We start from the raw sequence: 22469 nt of genomic DNA, 5'->3' as shown, positions 1-22469 counted from the left end.
GTATAAGGTTTTTCGACCATAGCTACCTTTCCCAAGTGATTTTTACTTCCGCTTGAGAAACAGATTAATAAAGACCCTACTTTTAATTTGTATATATCTTTTATTTCAAAATCCTCTCTTAAATATTTTAATTCGTTAAAATTTAAGGAACTACTTTCTAGCTTTATGTTTGTTGCCCTCAAGACAATATTTTTAGAAATATCAACCGTGTCCTTCCTACTATATGTAAGTCCTCTTTGAACATTTGAAACTACTCCTAGTTTTTTTACTTCCCAACCTTCTTTCATATCAACTCTTTAATAGATTGAAGAATCGTATTGGTTTCAGTATCCAACCTTCCCATTTCAGCTAAAATAACTTCAGGACTTCGCAAAGGTTCTTCCTCTGGTGTATTTGGGTTTTTAGGTGAAAGGTCAAAGGTGTCTTCATCTAAATCAATTACATTTAGAATCCATGATTTTTCGGTTTCTAAACGAGACCTCTCGACTGCGCTCGAGGTGACATACTTTTGTAATTCAACGAACTCTTCCATATCCTTATCATTTAAAGGATTAGTTTTTCCCATGTTTCGTCCTGGGTCTAATTGGTAGTACCAAATCTTTTTGGTAGGTTCTCCTTTTTGGAAAAACAAGACAACCGTTTTAACGCCTGCTCCTGTAAAGGTTCCTCCTGGTAAATCTAAAATGGTGTGTAGGTTAGAGCCTTCTAATAAGAGTTTGCGCAATGCCACAGAAGCATTATCTGTATTACTCAACACAGTGTTTTTAATCACAATAGCTGCACGACCACCTGTTTTTAAACTCTTTATAAAATGTTGCATAAACAAGAAAGCAGTTTCTCCTGTTTTTATGTCAAAATTCTGTTGTACTTCTGGTCGTTCTTTTCCTCCAAATGGTGGATTTGCTAAAATAACATGGTAACGATTTTTCTCTTGTATGTCGCGTATATTTTCTCCTAATGTATTAGTGTGTATAATATTTGGTGCTTCAATTCCGTGAAGAATCATATTCATAATTCCAATCACATACGCTAAATTCTTTTTTTCTTTTCCGTAAAGTGTTTCTTCTTGTAAGGTTTTAAGATTATCGGTTGTTTTTTCCATGCGTTCATACATGTATTCGTATGCTTCGCATAAGAAACCACAAGAACCTGCTGCACCATCATAAATCTTTTCGCCAATATGTGGGTTAATTACATTTATCATAGCACGAATAAGCGGTCTTGGTGTGTAATATTGTCCACCATTACGACCTGCATTTCCCATGTTCTTAATCTTGCTTTCGTACAAGTGGCTTAACTCATGTTTGTCCGTTGAAGCTCGGAAAGGCAATTCGTCTGCATATTCTAAAATCTCACGAAGATTGTAACCGCTTTGGATTTTGTTTTTTAGTTCAGAAAATATTTCTCCAATCTTGTATTCAATGGTATTTGCAGAGTCTGCTTCTTGCTTAAACTTTGCGAGATAAGGAAACAACTTACCATCTACAAATTGAACCAAATCTGGTCCAGTTAAGGCTACATGATGGTCTAATTTTCCGTCAGCACCTTTTGGCATTGCCCAATTTGGCCAACGATATTCTTTATCTAAAATGAAGTTGTATTCTTCTCCTTTTAATTCAGCTTCGTCTGCTTTGTCTTGTTCTAATTCGTCCAAGTAGCGTAAGAACATAACCCAAGAGGTTTGTCCTATGTAATCTAATTCACTATCTGCTCCAGAATCTTTGTAAAGCAGGTCGTCTATATTTTTAAATGTTTGTTCGAACATGTATTCAGTTTATTACATAAATAAAGCGCCTCAAAAATGAGTCGCTGTAATTAATTAAGGGAATAGTTAAAGATATAAAAAGCGTTAATACTTCAAAGTGATTTTTGTCATATTATAGTATAAATTAAAAGTCATTGGTCTGCAAAGGCTTTCAAATAATTGCAGGATTCTTTCAGCAGTATCTAAAAACTTAATAATTTTGCAGTATTCTCGTTTAAATAACTGTAATTATGAAAAAATTATTTATTACTCTATTATTTTTAGGATTCTATTTTACGCTTAGTGCTCAAAGTGTAGCAACAGTTGGTGACGAACTTGTCATCAATGAAATGCATACTTATACCTATATAAAATTCCCAAAACCAAACATTTTAATAAAACGCGGAAAAGTAGCCAATTATAAAAGTGTTTATGGAAATACTGTTGTTATTGATGAAGTTATTACAAAAGATAATGGATCAACGTATGTTATTCTAAAGAAAAAAGATGGTAGTAAATTTTTCGGTTATTTAGCTAAAGTAAAAGTCAATTATGATAAAGCCATTGAAGCCAAAGAAATTACTGTTGTTCCTTAAATAGGAAACATATACAATAAATAAAAAGTGCCTAGAAAATTTAAGGCACTTTTTTATTGAATCTTTAGAGCAAAAACATTACGATTTAATTTAGGCTCAACTAGAGACAGATTGCTTCGTCATTCTTCCTCGCAATGACCGTAAAAATTGTACCTTTGCAACTTTGCTATTCTATGACAAAATTCGACGATTCTATTGAAGTAAAAGGTGCGCGAGTACATAACCTTAAAAACATTGATGTTACCATACCTAGAGAGAAACTAGTAGTTATTACTGGGCTTTCTGGTAGTGGAAAATCATCATTGGCTTTTGATACGATTTATGCAGAAGGTCAACGTCGTTATATAGAAACATTTTCTGCTTACGCACGTCAATTTTTAGGAAGTTTAGAGCGACCAGATGTCGATAAAATTGATGGCTTATCTCCTGTTATTGCCATAGAGCAAAAAACCACAAGTAAATCTCCACGTTCTACCGTTGGTACAATCACAGAGATTTACGATTTCTTACGCTTATTATTTGCTAGAGCAGCTGATGCTTACAGTTACGAAACTGGCGAAAAAATGGTAAGCTACAGCGATGAGCAAATCAAGGATTTAATCTTAGAATCTTATAAAGGGAAACGCATTAACATGTTATCTCCTGTAGTGCGTTCTCGTAAAGGGCATTATCGCGAATTGTTTGAGCAAATTGCAAAGCAAGGGTTTGTAAAAGTGAGAACAGATGGTGATATTGTTGACCTTGAAAAAGGCATGAAACTCGATCGTTACAAAACGCACGATATAGAAATCGTTATTGATCGCCTAAAAATTGACGAATCTAAGGATAACGAAAAACGACTCATGGAATCCATTAACACTGCTATGTATCATGGAGATGATGTATTACTAGTTATTGACCAAGACACTAATGAACCGCGTTATTTTAGTCGTAATTTAATGTGTCCTTCATCTGGGATATCGTACCCAAATCCAGAACCTAATAACTTTTCATTTAACTCACCAAAAGGTGCATGTCAGAACTGTAATGGTATTGGTGAATTGTATGTTGTAAACGATAAGAAATTAGTTCCGGATGAATCCTTATCTATAAAAAATGGTGCTTTAGCACCTCATGGACCTCAAAAGAAAAGCTGGATTTTCAAACAATTTGATATCATTGCACAACGCTTTGAGTTTTCATTAGGTGATGCTTGGGCAGATATTCCTGAAGACGCTAAACAAGTCATCCTTTATGGTGGAAAAGATAAATTTACTGTAGAAAGCAAACTACTTGGTGTTGCTAGAGATTACAACATCGATTTTGAAGGTGTTGCTAATTTTATTGAAAGTCAATATAAATCTAACTCAACATCTCTAGTACGTTGGGCAAAAGAATATATGGACAACGTAGAATGTCCTGTCTGCGACGGTTCTAGACTGCGCAAAGAGTCATTATACTTTAAAGTTGACGGAAAGAATATTGCAGAGCTAGTAAAAATGGACATTGTTGAGCTTGGTGAATGGTTAGACGGTTTAACCAAGCGTTTATCTAATACCCAACAACAAATAGCAGAAGAAATTATAAAGGAAATTAGAAATAGAGTTCAGTTCTTGTTGGATGTTGGATTGACGTATTTATCACTAAATAGAAGCTCTAAATCCTTATCTGGTGGTGAAGCACAACGTATTCGTTTAGCAACACAGATAGGATCACAACTCGTTGGAGTGCTATATATATTAGATGAACCAAGTATTGGTTTACATCAACGCGATAACGAAAAACTCATTAACTCCTTGTCTTCTCTTAGAGATGTAGGGAATTCAGTTATTGTAGTTGAGCACGATAAGGATATGATTGAGCGCGCTGACCATGTGATAGATATTGGTCCATTTGCAGGAAAGCATGGTGGAGAAATTATTAGCCAAGGTACACCAAAAGAACTATTAAAAGAGCATACACTAACTGCAGCTTACCTTAATGGTGAAAAAGAAATTGAAGTTCCTAAAAAGCGACGAAAAGGTAACGGCAAAAAAATAGTCTTAAAAGGCTGTACTGGTAACAACCTAAAAAATGTTGACATTGAAATTCCTCTAGGGAAAATGATTGGAGTAACTGGTGTTTCAGGAAGTGGGAAATCTACCTTAATCAATGAAACCCTCTACCCTATTCTTAATGCATACTATTTCAATGGAGTTAAAAAACCAATGCCTTATAAAAGCATTAAAGGCTTAGAACATGCTGATAAAGTTATAGATATAAACCAATCACCAATAGGAAGAACTCCTCGTAGTAATCCTGCTACTTACACAAAGACTTTTGACGAAATTAGAAGTCTATTTGCTAAGATTCCTGAAGCGCTAATTCGTGGTTATAAACCAGGTCGCTTTAGTTTTAACGTCAAAGGAGGACGTTGCGAAACTTGCCAAGGAGGTGGTTTGCGTGTTATTGAGATGAACTTTTTACCAGACGTTTATGTGGAGTGTGAAACCTGCCAAGGGAAACGTTTTAATCGTGAAACATTAGAAATTAGATATAAAGGAAAGTCTATTAGCGATGTCTTGAATATGACTATCGAAGATGCTGTAAATTTCTTTGAACACATTCCTAAAATTCACCGTAAATTAAAAACAATAAAAGATGTCGGCTTAGGTTATATTACACTGGGACAACAAAGTACTACACTTTCTGGTGGTGAAGCGCAGCGTATTAAACTAGCTACAGAGTTAAGTAAAAGAGATACAGGTAATACCTTCTATATTTTAGACGAACCTACTACAGGTTTGCATTTTGAAGATATTAGAGTCTTAATGAAGGTTCTAAATAAGCTAGCAGACAAAGGCAACACGGTTTTAATTATAGAACACAACTTAGATGTTATAAAAACCGTTGACTACATCATAGACATAGGTTATGAAGGCGGAAAAGGTGGAGGAAATGTAGTTGCTAAAGGAACGCCAGAACAAATTATAAAGGATAAAATGAGCTATACAGCTAAATTTTTGAAAAAAGAATTGAATTAATAATATATTGCTACAATTGTCTGCAAGAAACAAAAATAATTATATTAGCAGGTTTGCAATACTAAAATAAGACATTGATATATGAGAGAAGAAAAAAAACATAAAGGTTGGAATGAAATAAAAACAAACGATTCTTGGGCGATTTTTAAAATCATGGGAGAGTTTGTAAATGGCTATGAGAAACTAAGTAAAATTGGTCCTTGTGTCTCTATCTTTGGTTCAGCCAGAACAAAACCAGATCACAAATTTTACAAGTTAGCAGAAGAAGTAGCTACTAAAATTGTAGATCATGGCTATGGAGTTATCACAGGAGGTGGACCAGGTATTATGGAAGCTGGTAATAAAGGTGCACATATAGCTGGCGGAACTTCTGTAGGTTTAAATATTGAATTACCTTTTGAACAACACGACAATCCTTACATCGATGGCGATAAGAGCTTAGACTTTGATTATTTCTTTGTTCGCAAGGTTATGTTTGTAAAATACTCTCAAGGTTTCGTCGTAATGCCAGGTGGTTTCGGAACTTTAGACGAGTTATTTGAAGCGATTACATTGATACAAACCCACAAAATTGAAGTCTTTCCAATTATTTTAGTTGGTACAGAATTTTGGGGAGGTTTAATGGATTGGGTAAAAACCACACTTCTTGACGCTGGTAACATTAGCGCAAAAGATTTAGATTTAATACACCTTGTAGATTCAGCTGACGAGGTTATAGATATCCTTAATGCTTTTTATAAAGAATCTGGATTTAGTCCAAACTTTTAAAAAACCCGTTTTTGAAGAACTTGTTCGATGCTATGAAGAAGAAAATACTAGGTTTTTTAGTAATTAGCTTATTGACTATTTTAAATGTTTCTGCACAAGAGACATTTAAAGTGATGTTCTATAATTTGCTCAATTATCCTCTCGAAACGGCTGTTGCCAATCGCGAAGACGACTTGGAATTTATTCTTTCAGACTATCAGCCAGACTTGTTTTTAGTTTGCGAATTGAATAATATTACTGGTGCTAACAATGTTTTAAACATTACAAAAACAGCCATCAACACCAATTTTGAGATGGCCACCTACACCTCTAATACATCAGATGATACTGCTGGCAATCAGAATGACTTACAGAATTTGCTTTATTATGATAGCACAAAATTCATAATAGAGGAAGAAATTATTGTACTAACGGGATTAAGAGATTTTAATGTTTATAAACTTAAGCTAAACACTACAGACCAAAACACTAATCCTATTGAGTTTTACGTTGTTGTTTGCCACCTTAAAGCGTCGAGTGGTACAGTGAATGCGGAGCGTCGTTATCAAATGGTTGTACATTTAGACAATTATTTAAGCACACTTCCAGCGAATACAAATGTACTTTTAGCTGGTGACTTGAATGTATATAGAGCATCAGAACCAGCTTTTCAAAAATTATTAGATATTACTAATAACATTACTTTTGTAGATCCTGCAAATCGTGTAGGCAGTTGGAACAACAATACCAATTATGCCGATGTATTTACCCAATCCACACGCACACAAAATGGATTAGGAGGTAGTACAGGAGGTTTTGATGATCGTTTTGATTTTATACTTACTTCGGAGACTATGATAAATACGGCTGACTTAACTTATGTGCCAGATTCATATCAAGTCTATGGAAATAATGGTTTAACAAGCTGTTATAATAGAGCTATAAATTCATCGGATTGTGCCGTACCTGGATCACAATTTTCATTTGCAGTTAGAGATGCCTTACACAATTTTAGTGACCACCTTCCTGTTACATTGTCTTTAGAAACTGATGCAACTTTACTTAGTATAGATGATGTTGATACTGTTGTCTATTTTAGTTTAGAAAAAAATGTGGTGAACAATGAATTAACTATTTACATTAATTCATTTAAACTAGAAGTTGAACATATCGAAATCTATAATAGTATTGGTCAAAAGGTAAAAACATTACGAACAAACTCAAATTACAAACAACAATTTGATGTTTCAGGTTTATCAAATGGATTATACTTTTTAAGGATTCCAAATCAAAATATAAAACCACTTAAATTCATAATTTCTAATTGATTAGAAAACTATTCATATCACTTATCTTTCTACTTTTTTGTGATGCATTAGCTTCTCAGAATAGAATGGATATCAATGCTATTGTAGATGTAGAAACTAAAACTATCTCTATATCTCAGACTATAATTTACAAAAACGAAACTGACGATACGCTAAGCGAAATTTATTTAAACGATTGGAATAATAGTTACTCAACCAAAGAAACACCACTTGCCAAAAGATTTGAGGAAGAGTTTAGTACTAAATTCCATTTGGCTAAAAGTGAACAACGCGGCTACACGCTTGTAACTTCAATCAAAGATAAAGCAAATCAACAATTAGAACACAACAGCCTAAAAGAGCACCCAGATGTTATAAAAGTTATTTTAAAAACGCCTTTACAGCCTGGTGAATCTTATAATCTAAGCCTAGAATACATTCTTCTTATTGCTGATGCTACATTTACAGGTTATGGCATTACAAAAAGTAAAGACTTTGAGCTTAAATATTGGTACATCACACCTACAGTATATGACGGAAAATGGAATTACTATAGTAATAAAGACTTAGACGATTTATTTGTTCCAAAGTCTGATATTATCATAAATATTACACACCCTCTAAACTATAGAGTCACTTCAGAGCTAGATATTATTGCCTTAAACCCTGATAATAAAAGTAGAACACAAGTAACATCTATATATGGTAAGGACAGAATAGACACCTACTTATCTCTAAATAAATTTCCTCAATTCGGTTTTGTACAAACTGATGATTTTATTGTAATTTCTAACATTAACGAAAAAGGATTTCCTGGGCCAGATAAAGCCATATTAACAGATAAAATAACGCAGTTTTTAACACAGAATCTAGGTGATTATCCTCATAAGCAGTTATTAGTATCTAATATTGATTACAATAAAAATCCTCTCTATGGATTAAATCAATTACCCGATTTTTTTCGTCCTTTTCCTGATGATTTTCAATACGAATTAAAGCTACTTAAAACATCTTTAAAAAAGTACATTGATAATATTCTATTACTTAATCCTAGAAAAGAACATTGGCTAAGTGAAGGACTTCAGATTTATTTTTTAATAAAATATGTTGAAGAGAATTACCCAGACATGAAACTATTAGGAACTCTTGCAGATGTATGGGGAATTAGAGCTTTTCATGCAGCAGATTTAGATTTCAATTTTCAGTATTTCTTATACTCTATGGAAGTTGCGAGAAAAAACAGAGACCAGCCTCTAACCAAATCAAAGGATTCACTTACAAAATTTAACGCCAATATTGCAGGAAAATATAAGGCTGGTATTGGTTTAAACTACTTAGATCAATTTGCAGATGATATTACATTGAGAGAAAGTATAACAGAGTTTCTTCAGAGTAATAAACTAAAAGCTATAAGTATTAATGATTTTGAATCTTTTATTAAGTCCAAAACAACTAAAAATATTGATTGGTTTTTTACAGATTACATAAACACAAGAAAGAAAATTGATTTCAAAATTAAAGGCATAGAAACAACTGAAGACTCTATTAGACTTACCATAAGAAACAAAAGAGATAATAGTATGCCTATTTCACTTTTTAAACTGAACAAAGATTCCGTTATAGGTAAATTATGGATAGAAAACATAAAAGACACCAAAACGATTACCTTACCAAAGGATAGTACTGAAAAGTTTGTTTTAGACTATGATAATGTTGTGCCAGAATTTAACCAAAGAGACAACTACAAATCTCTTAAAGGTTCTTTTTTGAAGAACAAACCGTTACAATTTAGACTCTTTAAGGATGTTGAAGATCCTGATTATAATCAGATTTTCTTTATGCCATTAGTAGAATTCAAAAACATTTATGATGGATTTACCTTGGGTGCAAAGGTGTATAACAAAACCATTCTTAGAAAACGATTCAACTACAAATTCTCCCCTCAATACGCTACTAAATCTAAATCTATAACAGGTTCTACTTCTGTGTTTTACACACATAATATTGAAAATAAAAATTTATTCAACATTACTTACGGAATTGTTGCAGGCTATCAATCTTTTGCTGAAGACGCATTTTTTACTAGAATAAGACCTTCAATATCATTCACGTTTAGGGATGATGACGATTTTAGATCTAACAAGTTAGATCGAATTACAGCCAGATACATAAGCATCAATAGAGATATTGGCGAAAACGCTATTATAGAATTAGATGAGCCAGACTACGGTGTTTTCAACTTAAGATACACACATTCAAATCCAGGAAGAATCAATTTTTCTAAATTCAATACAGATTTTCAAATTGCAGATCGTTTTAGTAAGCTTTCTATAAATTATGAATTTAGAAAGTTAACAAAGGGCAATAGAAATGTTAACTTAAGATTTTTTGCAGGATTCTTTTTAGACAATAACACAGACCCAACGTCAGACTATTTTAGTTTCGCTTTAGATAGACCTACAGACTACTTATTCGATTTAAACTACTTAGGGCGCTCAGAAGCTGCTGGTTTATTCAGTCAGCAAATAATAATTGCTGAAGGTGGTTTTAAATCTCAATTAGAAACACCATTTGCCAATCAATGGATGACCACGGCAAACTTTAGCACTTCTATCTGGAGATACATACAAGCCTATGGAGATGTTGGCTTAGTAAAAAGTAAATTTGATTCTGCTAAATTTGTTTACGACTCAGGTATTAGGCTTAATCTCGTAGAAGATTATTTCGAAATTTACCTACCTATCTACTCAAATCTTGGTTGGGAAATTGGACAACCCAATTATGACCAACGTATACGTTTTATGTTCACTGTAGATCCTCAAGTTCTTTTAGGTCTTTTTAGGCGCAAATGGTATTAACAAATTCTTATCAAAATGTTAATATTTAAGTTTATTTTATGTAATTAATAGATTTTAACTCGATTTTTTGATAATATTTCAATATTATAACGTTTCATACTATTGCACACGATTGTTAAAATCATTAAATTTGCAAGACTTAAAATCGACCTATGAAGCCAAATCCTAACACCAAAACAGAAATTACATTTGAAGATTTTAAAGCAGAAGTTTTAAATGACTATAAACTTGCCGTTACTAGTCGAGAATGTAGTTTACTTGGTCGTAGGGAAGTTTTAACTGGTAAAGCAAAGTTTGGCATTTTTGGAGATGGGAAAGAAATTCCACAAATTGCTTGGGCAAAAGCTTTTGAAAATGGTGATTTTAGATCTGGTTACTACAGAGACCAGACCTTTATGATGGCAATTGGAGAACTTACTATAGAACAGTTTTTTGCTGGTTTATATGGAAACACCGATTTAAAGGAAGAGCCTATGTCTGCTGGTCGCCAAATGGGAGGACACTTTACGACGCATAGCTTAGATGAACATGGACATTGGAAAAACTTAACCCAACAAAAAAACTCAAGTTCAGACATCTCTCCTACTGCTGGCCAAATGCCAAGATTATTAGGATTAGCACAAGCATCAAAAATATATAGAAATGTTGATGGTATTGATACTACCAATTTTTCTATAAAAGGCAATGAAATTGCTTGGGGAACTATTGGTAACGCAAGTACAAGTGAAGGTCTGTTTTTTGAAACTATTAACGCAGCAGGTGTTTTACAAGTCCCAATGGTAATTAGTGTTTGGGATGATGAATACGGAATCTCAGTACACGCAAGACATCAAACTACAAAGGAAAATATATCTGAAATCTTAAAAGGGTTTCAACGTGATAAGAATCATAAAGGTTACGAAATATTTAGAGTAAATGGTTGGAATTACCCTGAGCTTATAGACACATATCAACGTGCAGCACAAGTTTCTAGAAAAGAACATATTCCTGTGATGATTCATGTCAACGAATTAACACAACCACAAGGGCATTCTACTTCGGGATCTCATGAGCGCTATAAAGACCAAGATCGATTAGCTTGGGAATCGGAATACGATTGTAACGTACAAATGCGTAGTTGGATGATTAGCAATAATATTGCTACAGATGAAGAATTAAATGCACTAGAAAGAGGAATAAAGAAAACTGTTAGAGATGGCAAAAAAGCGGCATGGTCCTCATTTATAAAACCTGTTTTAACTGAGCGTAGTGAAGCCATAAACCTTTTAGACAAATTAGCATCAACTAGTTCTAATGGTGTATTTATTAAAAAACTAAAAAATGATTTAGCAGAGATAGATGAACCTTTGCGTAGAGATATTCTTTCTGCAACACGTAAAGCATTACGCTATGTAGTTTCTGAAGAATCTTCAGATAAAGTAATTCTTCAAAATTGGATAACTAATTATTTAGCAACCATACAACCAAAATACAGTTCTCATTTACACAGTGAATCTAGCTTAAATGCTTTAAACCAATCCGAAGTTTTACCAACATACGATTCTGATTCTAATGAAGTCGATGGACGTGTCGTTTTAAGAGAAAATTTTGATGCTATTTTTAGCAACTATCCTGAAGCTTTAATTTTTGGTGAAGATGCTGGTTATATTGGTGATGTTAACCAAGGTTTAGAAGGTCTGCAAGAGAAATATGGTGAGCTCAGAGTTTCTGATACAGGTATTAGAGAAGCTACTATTATAGGTCAAGGTATCGGAATGGCATTAAGAGGTCTAAGACCAATTGCAGAAATCCAGTATTTAGATTATGTAATGTACGCGCTTCAAATAATGAGTGATGATTTGGCTACAGTTCAATATAGAACTAAGGGTCGTCAAAAAGCACCTTTAATTGTAAGAACACGAGGTCATCGATTAGAAGGTATATGGCATTCTGGCTCTCAAATGGGAGGTATTTTAAATCTTATTAGAGGAATTCACGTGCTTGTTCCAAGAAACATGACTAAAGCTGCTGGTTTTTACAACACCTTACTAGAGAGTGATGAGCCTGCATTAGTCGTAGAATGCTTAAACGGTTATAGACTTAAAGAAAAATTACCAAATAATATTGGAGAATTTAGAACTCCAATTGGAGTTGTAGAAACTGTTAGAGAAGGAGACGATATTACTATAGTCTCTTATGGCTCAACACTAAGATTAGTGGAGCAAGCTGCTAAAGAATTACAAACAGTTGGCATTGATGCAGAAATTATTGATGTACAATCCTTATTACCTTTTGATTTAAATCACGATATCGTAAAAAGTATTGCCAAAACAAATCGCGTCATGGTTATTGACGAAGATATTGAAGGTGGTGCTTCTGCTTATATTCTTAATGAAATAATAAACAAACAGAACGGATTTCAGTATTTAGATAGCCAGCCAAAAACATTAGCGGCAAAACCTCACAGACCTGCCTATGGTACTGATGGAGATTATTTCTCAAAACCTTCTGTTGAAGACATTTTTGAAGCGATTTATGAGGTTATGCATGAATTAAGTCCAATGGACTTCCCAAAACTGAGATAGTAGATATTATCATAAAAAAGACCTTCCTAAAAACTTAGAGAAGGTCTTTTTTATTGCATGATATTTGTCATGTAATAACTATTGAGATCTTTTTAGCTTTGATAGTCAACAACTAACTAATAATATATGCTAACAAAAGACATTCTAAGTACATTTAAAAAGAAAGCAGATTTGGTTAATTATCTTGAAAAAAACAAGGATAGCAATCCAACTTTTCAGTCTGCATTAGAAAAACATGCCTATGAACAAGAATTACTACCATTACAAGCAGAACTTGTAGATTTTCAACGTTGGGTACAGAAAGAGAATAAAAAAATTGCTATCATCTTTGAAGGTAGAGATGCCTCAGGTAAAGGTGGTACTATAAAACGCTTTACAGAACATCTAAATCCTAGAGCTAGGCGCATAGTTGCCTTAAATAAACCGACAGAAATTGAAAAAAATCAATGGTACTTTAACAGGTATATAAAAGAACTACCTAATGCAGGAGAAATTGTTTTTTTTGACAGAAGTTGGTACAACAGAGCAGTTGTAGAGCCTGTTATGGGTTTTTGTTCTAAAGAACAATACAATCGATTCATGATTCAGGTTCCTGAGTTTGAACATATGTTATACGAATCTGGCACCACAATTATTAAGTTTTGGTTCTCTGTATCGAAAGAAGAACAACAGCGTCGTTTTGAAAAACGATTAAAAAATGCACTTAAAAAGTGGAAATTCAGTCCTGTAGATGAAAAAGGTCAAGAATTATGGGATGACTTTACGATATACAAAAATCAGATGTTTTCGAGAACTCACAACGCATTTAGTCCATGGGTAGTCATTAAATCTAATGATAAACAACGTGCACGATTAGAAAGCATTAAGTATGTTTTAAGTCTTTTTGATTATGACAACAAAGGGAATAATTGCAAAGCTCTCTTGCCTGATCCCAACATCGTTCAACGTTACTTTAGAAACACCGTTCAACTCGACCAATAATGAAATCAACTTCAACAATGACAGAAAAAAGTTTACATATTATTAATACAAAAAAAGGAATTGAAGCACTTTTGCGACAAAAAAACCTAAATATTAATAAAACTATTAGTAATGTTAAGTATGAAAAGCGCCTAGAGAAACTTCAAGAAGAAATGCTTATTCTTCAACAATGGGTTGCAAAAAACAACAAAAAGGTGATTATTCTTTTTGAAGGACGTGATGCTGCAGGAAAAGGTGGAGCCATAAGACGAATCATTCAGCATTTACCACCTCGTGCTATTCGTGTTGTTGCACTACCCAAACCAAATGAAACTGAAATGGGTCAATGGTATTTTCAACGTTATATTAATCGCTTACCAAATAATGGGGAAATTGTGTTTTTTGACAGGAGTTGGTATAATAGAGCTGTAGTAGAGCCTGTTAATGAATTTTGCACAAAGAGAGAATATGATGTCTTTATGAGCCAAGTCAATGAGTTTGAAAAAATGATACAAGACTCAGGTATTTATTTACTAAAACTCTATTTTTCAATTACTAAAAAAGAACAAGAACGCCGTTTTAAAGATATTGTTAGCACACCTATAAAGAAATGGAAATATAGTGAAGTAGATAAAAAGGCACTTACATTGTGGGATGAATATACCAAATACAAGGAAACTATGTTCGAAAACACTCAAGATGCTGCTCCTTGGAAAATTATTAAAGCCAACCGAAAAACAAGTGCTAGAATAGCCGCTTTTGAATATATTTTAAAATCTATTCCTTATGAAACTAAGGATTTAGAACGCATTCGCCATAAGTCATTACGTACTATTTTAAATGAATAAAACAATTGTAGTTTGACTAATTTTAAGTTCTATTAGTTTATGGAATGAAATATTAAACCATCCTTTTTACTCTAAAACCATCATTTAATGATGGTTTTTTTATCTTTAAGTCTAAATCAATCCAACATGCTCACTAAATCAGATAAATCTAAGCTAAGAAGCACCATTTTTAGACATTTAGATGGTATTGCGACTTCAACTTCTACATATGCACTTCATAAAAACAACATCCTAGATTATGTGCTAACCAATAAAAAGGTTGAATTAAAAGATTTGGTTGATAAATTTAGTGCAAACGAAGGTTATTTAAATGTAGCGCTTCGTGTGCTTTGTTCTCAAGGATGGCTAGACCAACAATTAGATAACAAAACAAATACTATATCTTATGTTACAAATAAAAACTCAAGCACAGCATTTAAACTAGCTCACCTCTACGAAGATGCCGTAAATCTTTTAAAATACTCTGATCGTTTCGCTGACGAAAAAACAATTAGCACAGATGCATTTATAGCATTAGAGCGAATATTTAAAAAATTTGAATCCAATTTTAGCTTAGATGTTTCTAATGAGAATTCAATAGAATCTCAAATCTTAAAACATATTGAAGGAGTTATTGCAGGACCAATAATAGTATTATTGGGAGTTAACGGATTATTTCATAAATATTTTATGGAAGCTTCCTTCACGGCTGAAGAGTACCATAAAAATCCTGAAAGCTTTAAAAAAATACTTGATTTTTTATCTCATTTAGGATGGTTTAAGAAAAAGAAAAACACTTATCAATTTACAGACAAAGGCTTGTTCTTTGCTAAGCGTGCTAGTGCTTATGGTGTTACAGTATCTTATATCCCAACGTTTTTACAATTAGATGAGCTTATCTTTGGGAACCCATTAGTTTTAAAAACGGAATCTTCTAACGATACAGAAAAACACGTACATCGCGAAATGAATGTTTGGGGAAGCGGAGGTGCACACGCAACATATTTTAAAGTTATTGATAAAGTTATAATCGATTTATTTAACAGACCAATAGACGAGCAACCAAAAGGTATATTAGATATGGGCTGTGGCAATGGTGCATTTATAGAGCATATTTTTAATGTTATAGATCAGCAAACCTTACGTGGTAAGTTATTAGACGAACATCCTCTTTTATTGGTTGGTGCAGATTTTAACAAAGCGGCTTTAAAAGTAACAAGAGCTAACCTTATTAAAGCAGATATTTGGGCCAAAGTAATTTGGGGAGATATAGGACGACCAGACCTTTTAGCTACTGATTTAAAGGACGATTATAATATAGAATTAAACGATTTACTAAACGTTCGTACATTTTTAGATCATAATCGTATTTGGGCAGCACCAGAACAAAACTATGATTTCATCAGTAAGTCTTCGGGAGCTTACACATACAAAGGCAAGCGTTTAAGTAATAATGATGTTGAAGCTTCTCTTCTAGAGCACTTGCAAAAATGGAAACCTTATGTTGAAAAATTCGGTTTGTTAATTATAGAGTTACATACTATAAACCCAAAACTAACGGCTAACAATCTAGGGAAAACTGCAGCGACAGCATACGATGCGACTCATGGCTACAGTGATCAATACATCTTAGAGGTTGATGTCTTTAGAGCTACAGCAACTAAAGCCAGATTACTACCAGATGACAATCACTTTGCAAAGTTTCCTAATAGCGAACTAGCAACAGTAAGCATTAATCTTCTAAAAGGATCAAAATAAAATCACTATGGCTTAATTATTGTATTTTCGTATGCTGTTTGTATCTGAACATATTTCAGAATAGCAATCTAAATCAATAATTAAAAATATGAAAAGAATTATTCTTGCCTTATTAATAACCCTTCCGCTATTAAGTTTTGGACAAAAAATTAAAGTAAAAAAAGGAGTTGTTACTTTCGATGGTACAGCTGTTGCAAAAGTAGATGACGATGTTAGAAACAACTACAAATTTTCAACATTAAAAGGAGAAAGAGCCTTTGATGTTGTTTTTAAAGGAATGTCAGCATCTAACTTAGAAGGATTTCAATGGCTAGAACTAACTTCTGTAAAAGGCAAAACAACTGAAGTTCCGTATGAAGTTTTAATGACCTCTTTTAGTGTCACTAAACTCATTATAAAACTATTAAGCGAAAAACACGAACTCATTACTACTAATGGGATTGATATGGCTAAAGTCGAAGAATTCTTTGCTGTAGAACGCGAAGTCTTAAGCGATAAATATGCTAAAGCAGTAGTGTCAGCAAAAACAGATGAAGCAGAAAGACAAAAAACTGTTGGCAAATATGATCCCTTTGTTAAAGATGATGGCACCATTCTATTTGGTGGATCTAGAGGAACAAAAATCGCTGGTAAAGTTTACTATTCTCAAAACACATATACTGTACAAGACTTAGATCGTATAACTGTAGGTACTGCAAAAGGCTGTTCTACATGTACAGATGTGGATGCAACTACATATACAGACGAAGAATTTAAATTCGATTATGGATCTCGTACTATGATGACAGGTCGCTTCTCTAGATCCTTTGCCCAAATATTTGTTGAAGAATTATTAGGAAGAGGTTACCAACTACAACATGAAGCCAAAGCCTATAAAGCAAGATTGCATAAGGAACGTGTTAAAGTTGCAAAAGAAAACAGCATTAATCTTTATGGTGTTGACGGTTCAATTACTGATAAAGATGGTAAATCATATAAAGGAACAGTTTATGCAATTTTCGAAAAGCTTGAAATAGATCCTGCTCAACAGCAAAGTGGTATGTCGGAGATGAATTCTATTGACAAATTCGGGAAATTTGTAAGTATCAAATACAAAAACGAAAAGAATAGAGAACGTATCAAAAAGTTTTCAGCCAAAGATAATGCGAGATTTTGCGCAGATGATAAAGGAACAGAGAAGTGTTTTATGGGTATGAAAACAAAAGGGAATGCTCTTAAAAAGCTATCTAATGCTTCAAACTTTGGTTTTGACAACTCTTATTTCTATGAAATCATTTATAAAAAAAATGACCATATGGTTTTATCTAAGCCAGGTGAAGAAGGTACTTATGTTTTAAAGTTTTCTGACAAAAAAGAAGGATTTATGATTGATAGCAGAAAGAATGGTAAAGTTTCAGGAAAATTAGCCAAGTACATTTCTAACTGCAAAAGCTTAGCTGAAGATATTAAAAATGGTGAATTCGATTTAAGTAACCTAGACAACTTAAAGCAAATTGCTGATGAGTATTGTAATAATTAGTATTCACAACATATAGATAATTATAAAGAAGGCATTTTTGCCTTCTTTATTTTTTAGCACTAAATTTAGAGCATGCAAATAGAATCTATAGTTACCATAAAAAAGGAACTTAAGCACTTGTCTCAAGAAGAGCTTTTAGAATTATGCCTGCGCTTAGGAAAGTTTAAAAAAGAAAATAAAGCACTACTCACCTACTTACTATTCGAATCTCATGATGAGGACGGTTATATTACTAGCGTAAAAACGACATTAGATGAATTATTCGAAAGCATCAACTCAGATAGCTATTTCTATATGAAAAAAACAATTAGAAAAATTCTTAGACAAATCAGAGTCTATAGTCGTTATTCTCTAAAGAAGTCTACAGAAGTGGAACTCCTACTCTATTTTTGCGAACGTATAAACGAATTAAAACCTTCAATTCATAGAAACACAACATTAAGCAATCTATACGAACGACAAATACTCTCTATTAAGAAAAAGATTAGCGTATTGCACGAAGATTTGCAATACGATTATAATCTTCAGCTCGATGATCTAGAAAGGTAATAGTTATTATATTTTCTAAAATTGACAAATGTCATAGTATTTTACACTGTTATTTCTGAACTTTAGTAACATTCTAAATCCTTGAGTTATGAAAGTTTATTTAGTTATTTCAGGTTTATTGTTTCTACTACTTTTTAACTGCGCTGCTACTAGCGAAGTTGTATATGATTATAATCTAGATGTCGATTTTAATCAATACGACACTTATGTACTGTGTGTAGATGATTTCTTTGTAGAACATCTTAATTATCCGAAACTAGACAATGAGGCTATTCGACAAATCATAGGTGATGCAGTAGCTATTGAAATGGAAAACAAAGCACATAGTACAAATGTTTTTGAACCACAATTACAAGCAGGTTTTAGATTACTTATAAGTGAAGAAACTGCACAATTTAAAAACTGTGAACATTCTAAAGATTTAGAATATTGGGAAAATTGTAAAATACATGAAGAAACCTATGAGCAGGAATCATTAATAGTCTACGTTGCCGATTTTAACACAAATAAAGTCTTATGGCATGCCTCAATACTATGTGACTTAAATAAATCAAAAAAGAAGCTTCAGCCTTATATTAATGACTTAGTTAAAAACTTATTTGCTACATATCCAAAAACTCAAGTTGGACGGAATCCTGATGATTCTAAAGAATTTTAAGTGTTTTGCTTTTTAGCCTTCTTACTACCTTCGTACATTTCGTACTTTACTAAACGTGCTTCTAATTTGGCATTAAAGACTTTTATCTTACGAGAAGGACGCAAACCTACAAACTTTAAAGCTTCGAGGTTAGACGTAATTAACCAAGCATTAGTATTCGCATAACCATGTTTAAGCGTTGTACCAATATTTCCATAGAATTCTTCAACATTCAAATTTTCTAAACGCTCTCCATAAGGAGGATTAAAAACCATATGCAATTTATCGCTTCCAGATTTTTGTGTTTTAAAGAAATCTTCATGCTGAATATGAACAAACTCATCTAAATGTGCATTCTTAATATTTTCTTTTGCCTTAGCTATAGCAGAAGGAGACTTATCGTAACCCATTATTTTATGATGAAAGTCTCGTGTCTTCTTCAATAAGGATTCTTCAATCTTTTCGAATAATTCCACATCCCAATCGTTCCAACGCTCAAAAGCAAACTCTTTTCTCATTAAGTTTGGTGGAATATTACAAGCAATCATAGCAGCTTCTGCTAACATAGTTCCACTACCACACATTGGATCCATAAAGTCAGTTTGTCCATCCCAACCACTCATCATAATTAGTCCTGCGGCAAGCACTTCGTTAATTGGTGCAATGTTAGTTGCTGTTTTATAACCACGTCTGTGTAATGATTCTCCAGACGTATCAAGAGAAATCGTACAACGTTGACGATCTATATGCACATTAATCTTTAAATCTGGGAAACGTAAATCTACATCTGGTCGTGTTCCATCAATATCTCTAAAACGATCTACAATTGCATCTTTAGTCTTTAAAGCAGTGTATTGCGAATGCGTAAACACACTATTATGTACAGTAGCATCAACAGCTAGAGAACCAGTTGCTTTAAGATAGTTTTCCCACTTCATGTTTTTGACGTTCTTATAAAGATCATCTTCTCTAGTCACTCTAAAAGATTTAATCGGTTTTAGTATTTTTATAGCTGTACGTATGCCAAGGTTGGCTTTATACATAAATCCCTTATCACCTTCAAAACTCACATTTCGCACACCTTTATCTACGCGTATTGCTCCAAGTTGTGTAAGTTCTTTTGCTAAAATATCTTCGAAGCCAAATAAAGTTTTGGCTACCATCGTGAAATTATTGTCCATGTGCTACGTCAAATAGAATGCAAAAATACAGTATTTTTGCAGGACATTTAACATTATGACTAAATCAACAAAACAATGGTATGCATCTTGGTTTGACACACCTTACTACCATATTTTATATAAAGACAGAGATTATTCAGAAGCCCAAGGGTTTATGGATAATTTGACGAACTACCTTAACATTCCTGTAGGTGGTAAAATCTTAGATTTAGCATGTGGCAAAGGTAGACACTCTGTTTATCTTAATACACTTGGTTATAATATTACTGGAGTTGATTTGTCTGAACAAAGCATTATACATGCTAAACAGTTTAAAAATGAAACACTAAAATTTGATGTACACGATATGAGTAAAGCATATCCTGATACGTTTGATGCCGTTTTTAATCTCTTTACAAGTTTTGGTTATTTTGAAGATGAAGAATGTAATCTTGAAACTATTAAATCCATTAAATCTGAATTAAACGAATTCGGATTTGGAGTTATTGACTTTATGAATGTCAATTATATCATTGAAAATCTAGTTGAAGAAAACGTAAAAACGGTTGAAGGTATTGACTTCCATCAGAAGCGAAGTATTAAGAATGGTTATATTGTAAAAGACATTAGTTTTGAAGCTGATGGTGAGCATTATGAATTTCAAGAACGTGTTAAAGCATTTACATTAGAAGATTTTCAGGCACTATTTGAAAAAGCTGGTGTTTATTTATTAGATGTTTTTGGCGATTATAAACTGCATCCATACCATTCTAAAACATCAGAACGTTTGATTATGATTTTTAAGTAAATTGCACGCATGAATAAGTACTTATTTCCTATATATGCTATTATAATTGGTGTTATCATTGCTTTCTTAACGAAAAAGCAAAAATCTATTGGCACTAAGCTACTCTTATCATTTAGTGGTGCATTTTTATTAGCACTCACTCTGTTTGATTTATTGCCAGAAGTTTATCATCATTTAGAAGCAAAACAAACAGGTTTGTTTATAATGTGTGGTATTCTGCTTCAAATTATATTAGAATTTTTCTCTAAAGGTGCAGAACATGGTCATGTGCACATTCATAAAGAAGACACTACATTTCCTTGGTTACTGTTTATAAGCTTATGTATTCATAGTTTTTTAGAAGGTTTCCCTATTCATCAACACAATGATATGGTTTATGGAGTGTTGATTCATAAAATTCCAATTGCAGCATTAATAACCGCATTTTTATTACAATCTAGTTATACTAAATTACAGATTGCAAGCTTCTTATTTGTATTTGCAGCTATGACACCGTTAGGAACATTTATTTCTAATAACACAAGCTTTGTCGCTGATTATGTAGATGTCATAAATGCCATTGTGATAGGTATCTTTTTTCATATTTCTACAACCATTCTGTTTGAAACTGGTGAAGGTCATAAATTCAATTTATCGAAGCTAGTTGCAATTTGTTTAGGCATTTTAATTGCGTATTTTATTTAAATGTTTTCAAAAGAAGAAAGTCGCATACTAAGACAAGAATTTTGGACCAGTTTCGGAAAATCCTTTCCAAGAAAATGGATCTTGTACGATACTAAAATAAAAGGAGTCTCTTTTAAATTTCATTTCGATACCAAATCTGCTTTAATCGCATTAGATTTAGAAGACAATCTCGAAAACCGAATTAACTGCTGGGAAAAGCTAGTTGCATTAAAAAACATTCTAAACAACGATTACTTATCAGATGTTATATACGAAGAAGAATACTATTTAGATAATGGCAAAGAAATCTCGCGCATCTACCTACCTTTAGAACAAAAAGTATCCATACACAACAAAAACTCTTGGAGAGATGTCATGGAATTCCTTAATACAAACATGTTCTTATTCGAAGCTTTTTTTGAGGAATATCGTGATATGATAAAAGGATGATTTTGCTTCTAAAAGAAGTGAAAATTTGTTTTTTTGTAAAAAATTTAGTATAATAAGTATTGTTATACTTCAATACTTAGTTAAGTTCAAACTTAAAAATCAGAAAACGGAACAATGTTGCCGTTAATTAGAAAGCGCGATACTCTCAAACAACAGATCCCGAAAGTCATTTCTCCCTTATGAATGATTGTAGGGCGAGGGTCAGATACAATTTGAGTATTTGCTTAAAGCAGAAAGAGAACAGGGAATTACAATAGATGTGGCATACCGATATTTTTCCACATCAAAACGTAAATTTATTATTGCTGATACTCCAGGAC

At 32.9% G+C, this 22469-nt stretch carries 18 protein-coding genes and 1 pseudogene; 16 read left to right on the top strand and 3 right to left on the bottom strand.

Going from position 1 to position 22469, the window contains the following annotated elements; all coding sequences use genetic code 11:
- Positions 1-287, bottom strand: a 287-nt coding sequence (locus QZZ53_RS11765; RefSeq protein ID WP_296384864.1) for a hypothetical protein, incomplete at its 3' end; no start/stop codon positions are given.
- The gene (locus QZZ53_RS11760) at positions 284-1765 is read right to left on the bottom strand and encodes an N-6 DNA methylase (RefSeq protein WP_296384862.1); all 1482 of its coding nucleotides are present in this window, start codon (positions 1763-1765) and stop codon (positions 284-286) included. The genes QZZ53_RS11765 and QZZ53_RS11760, both read right to left, overlap by 4 nt.
- Before the next feature lie 230 nt (positions 1766-1995).
- Here QZZ53_RS11760 and QZZ53_RS11755 point away from each other — a divergent pair, with 230 nt between their 5' ends.
- The 12 genes from QZZ53_RS11755 (at position 1996) to QZZ53_RS11700 (ending at position 19089) form a co-directional block, all read left to right on the top strand.
- Entirely contained in the window at positions 1996-2340 is a 345-nt protein-coding gene (locus QZZ53_RS11755; protein WP_296384859.1) for a hypothetical protein, read from the top strand.
- Positions 2341-2513: 173 nt separating this feature from the next.
- Positions 2514-5342 carry an excinuclease ABC subunit UvrA gene (uvrA, locus tag QZZ53_RS11750; protein ID WP_296384857.1) on the top strand — a complete coding sequence of 943 codons (2829 nt, stop codon included), beginning with the start codon at positions 2514-2516 and terminating at the stop codon, positions 5340-5342.
- 81 nt (positions 5343-5423) lie between these two features.
- Positions 5424-6110: a TIGR00730 family Rossman fold protein gene (locus QZZ53_RS11745; RefSeq protein WP_296384855.1), complete on the top strand. Its 687-nt coding sequence runs from the start codon at positions 5424-5426 to the stop codon at positions 6108-6110.
- 11 nt (positions 6111-6121) lie between these two features.
- Entirely contained in the window at positions 6122-7417 is a 1296-nt protein-coding gene (locus QZZ53_RS11740) for a T9SS type A sorting domain-containing protein (RefSeq protein ID WP_296384854.1), read from the top strand.
- On the top strand, positions 7414-10254 hold the full coding sequence (locus QZZ53_RS11735; RefSeq protein WP_296384852.1) for a metalloprotease: 2841 nt from the start codon (positions 7414-7416) through the stop codon (positions 10252-10254). The genes QZZ53_RS11740 and QZZ53_RS11735 overlap by 4 nt, the downstream gene beginning before the upstream one ends.
- Positions 10255-10406: 152 nt before the next feature.
- Positions 10407-12818, top strand: coding sequence for an alpha-ketoacid dehydrogenase subunit alpha/beta (locus tag QZZ53_RS11730; RefSeq protein WP_296384850.1), 2412 nt, complete (start codon positions 10407-10409; stop codon positions 12816-12818).
- Between the two features lie 126 nt (positions 12819-12944).
- Positions 12945-13799, top strand: a complete 855-nt coding sequence (ppk2, locus tag QZZ53_RS11725; protein ID WP_296384848.1) for a polyphosphate kinase 2 — start codon at positions 12945-12947, stop codon at positions 13797-13799.
- Positions 13799-14626: a polyphosphate kinase 2 gene (ppk2, locus tag QZZ53_RS11720; protein WP_296384846.1), complete on the top strand. Its 828-nt coding sequence runs from the start codon at positions 13799-13801 to the stop codon at positions 14624-14626. The genes ppk2 (QZZ53_RS11725) and ppk2 (QZZ53_RS11720) overlap by 1 nt, the downstream gene beginning before the upstream one ends.
- A gap of 126 nt (positions 14627-14752) precedes the next feature.
- Positions 14753-16363, top strand: coding sequence for a class I SAM-dependent methyltransferase (locus QZZ53_RS11715; protein WP_296384844.1), 1611 nt, complete (start codon positions 14753-14755; stop codon positions 16361-16363).
- Positions 16364-16451: 88 nt separating this feature from the next.
- Positions 16452-17882 carry a hypothetical protein gene (locus QZZ53_RS11710; protein ID WP_296384843.1) on the top strand — a complete coding sequence of 477 codons (1431 nt, stop codon included), beginning with the start codon at positions 16452-16454 and terminating at the stop codon, positions 17880-17882.
- 72 nt (positions 17883-17954) lie between these two features.
- On the top strand, positions 17955-18431 hold the full coding sequence (locus QZZ53_RS11705) for a hypothetical protein (RefSeq protein ID WP_296384842.1): 477 nt from the start codon (positions 17955-17957) through the stop codon (positions 18429-18431).
- 88 nt (positions 18432-18519) lie between these two features.
- Positions 18520-19089, top strand: a complete 570-nt coding sequence (locus tag QZZ53_RS11700) for a DUF4136 domain-containing protein (RefSeq protein WP_296384840.1) — start codon at positions 18520-18522, stop codon at positions 19087-19089.
- Here QZZ53_RS11700 and QZZ53_RS11695 read toward each other — a convergent pair.
- Complete coding sequence (locus QZZ53_RS11695; protein ID WP_296384838.1) at positions 19086-20249, bottom strand: THUMP domain-containing protein; 1164 nt, start codon at positions 20247-20249, stop codon at positions 19086-19088. The genes QZZ53_RS11700 and QZZ53_RS11695 overlap by 4 nt on opposite strands.
- Positions 20250-20304: 55 nt before the next feature.
- On the opposite strand from QZZ53_RS11695, the gene QZZ53_RS11690 reads away from it, so the two are divergent.
- The 4 genes and pseudogenes from QZZ53_RS11690 to QZZ53_RS11675 all read left to right on the top strand — a co-directional run.
- On the top strand, positions 20305-21036 hold the full coding sequence (locus tag QZZ53_RS11690; RefSeq protein WP_296384836.1) for a class I SAM-dependent methyltransferase: 732 nt from the start codon (positions 20305-20307) through the stop codon (positions 21034-21036).
- A 9-nt stretch (positions 21037-21045) separates the two neighbouring features.
- Positions 21046-21720 (top strand): ZIP family metal transporter, encoded by a 675-nt coding sequence (locus tag QZZ53_RS11685; RefSeq protein WP_296384833.1) that lies wholly within the window; start codon positions 21046-21048, stop codon positions 21718-21720.
- A complete protein-coding gene (locus tag QZZ53_RS11680) occupies positions 21721-22149 on the top strand; it encodes a DUF4268 domain-containing protein (protein ID WP_296384831.1) in 429 nt (142 codons plus the stop codon).
- Positions 22150-22372: 223 nt separating this feature from the next.
- A pseudogene (locus QZZ53_RS11675) lies at positions 22373-22469 on the top strand (GTP-binding protein); the annotation flags it as partial.

It is taken from the genome of Winogradskyella sp., from assembly GCF_016744625.1.
Taxonomy (GTDB): domain Bacteria; phylum Bacteroidota; class Bacteroidia; order Flavobacteriales; family Flavobacteriaceae; genus Winogradskyella.
Note: the sequence above shows the minus strand (reverse complement) of the source record. Positions and strands in the feature narration are given on the sequence as shown.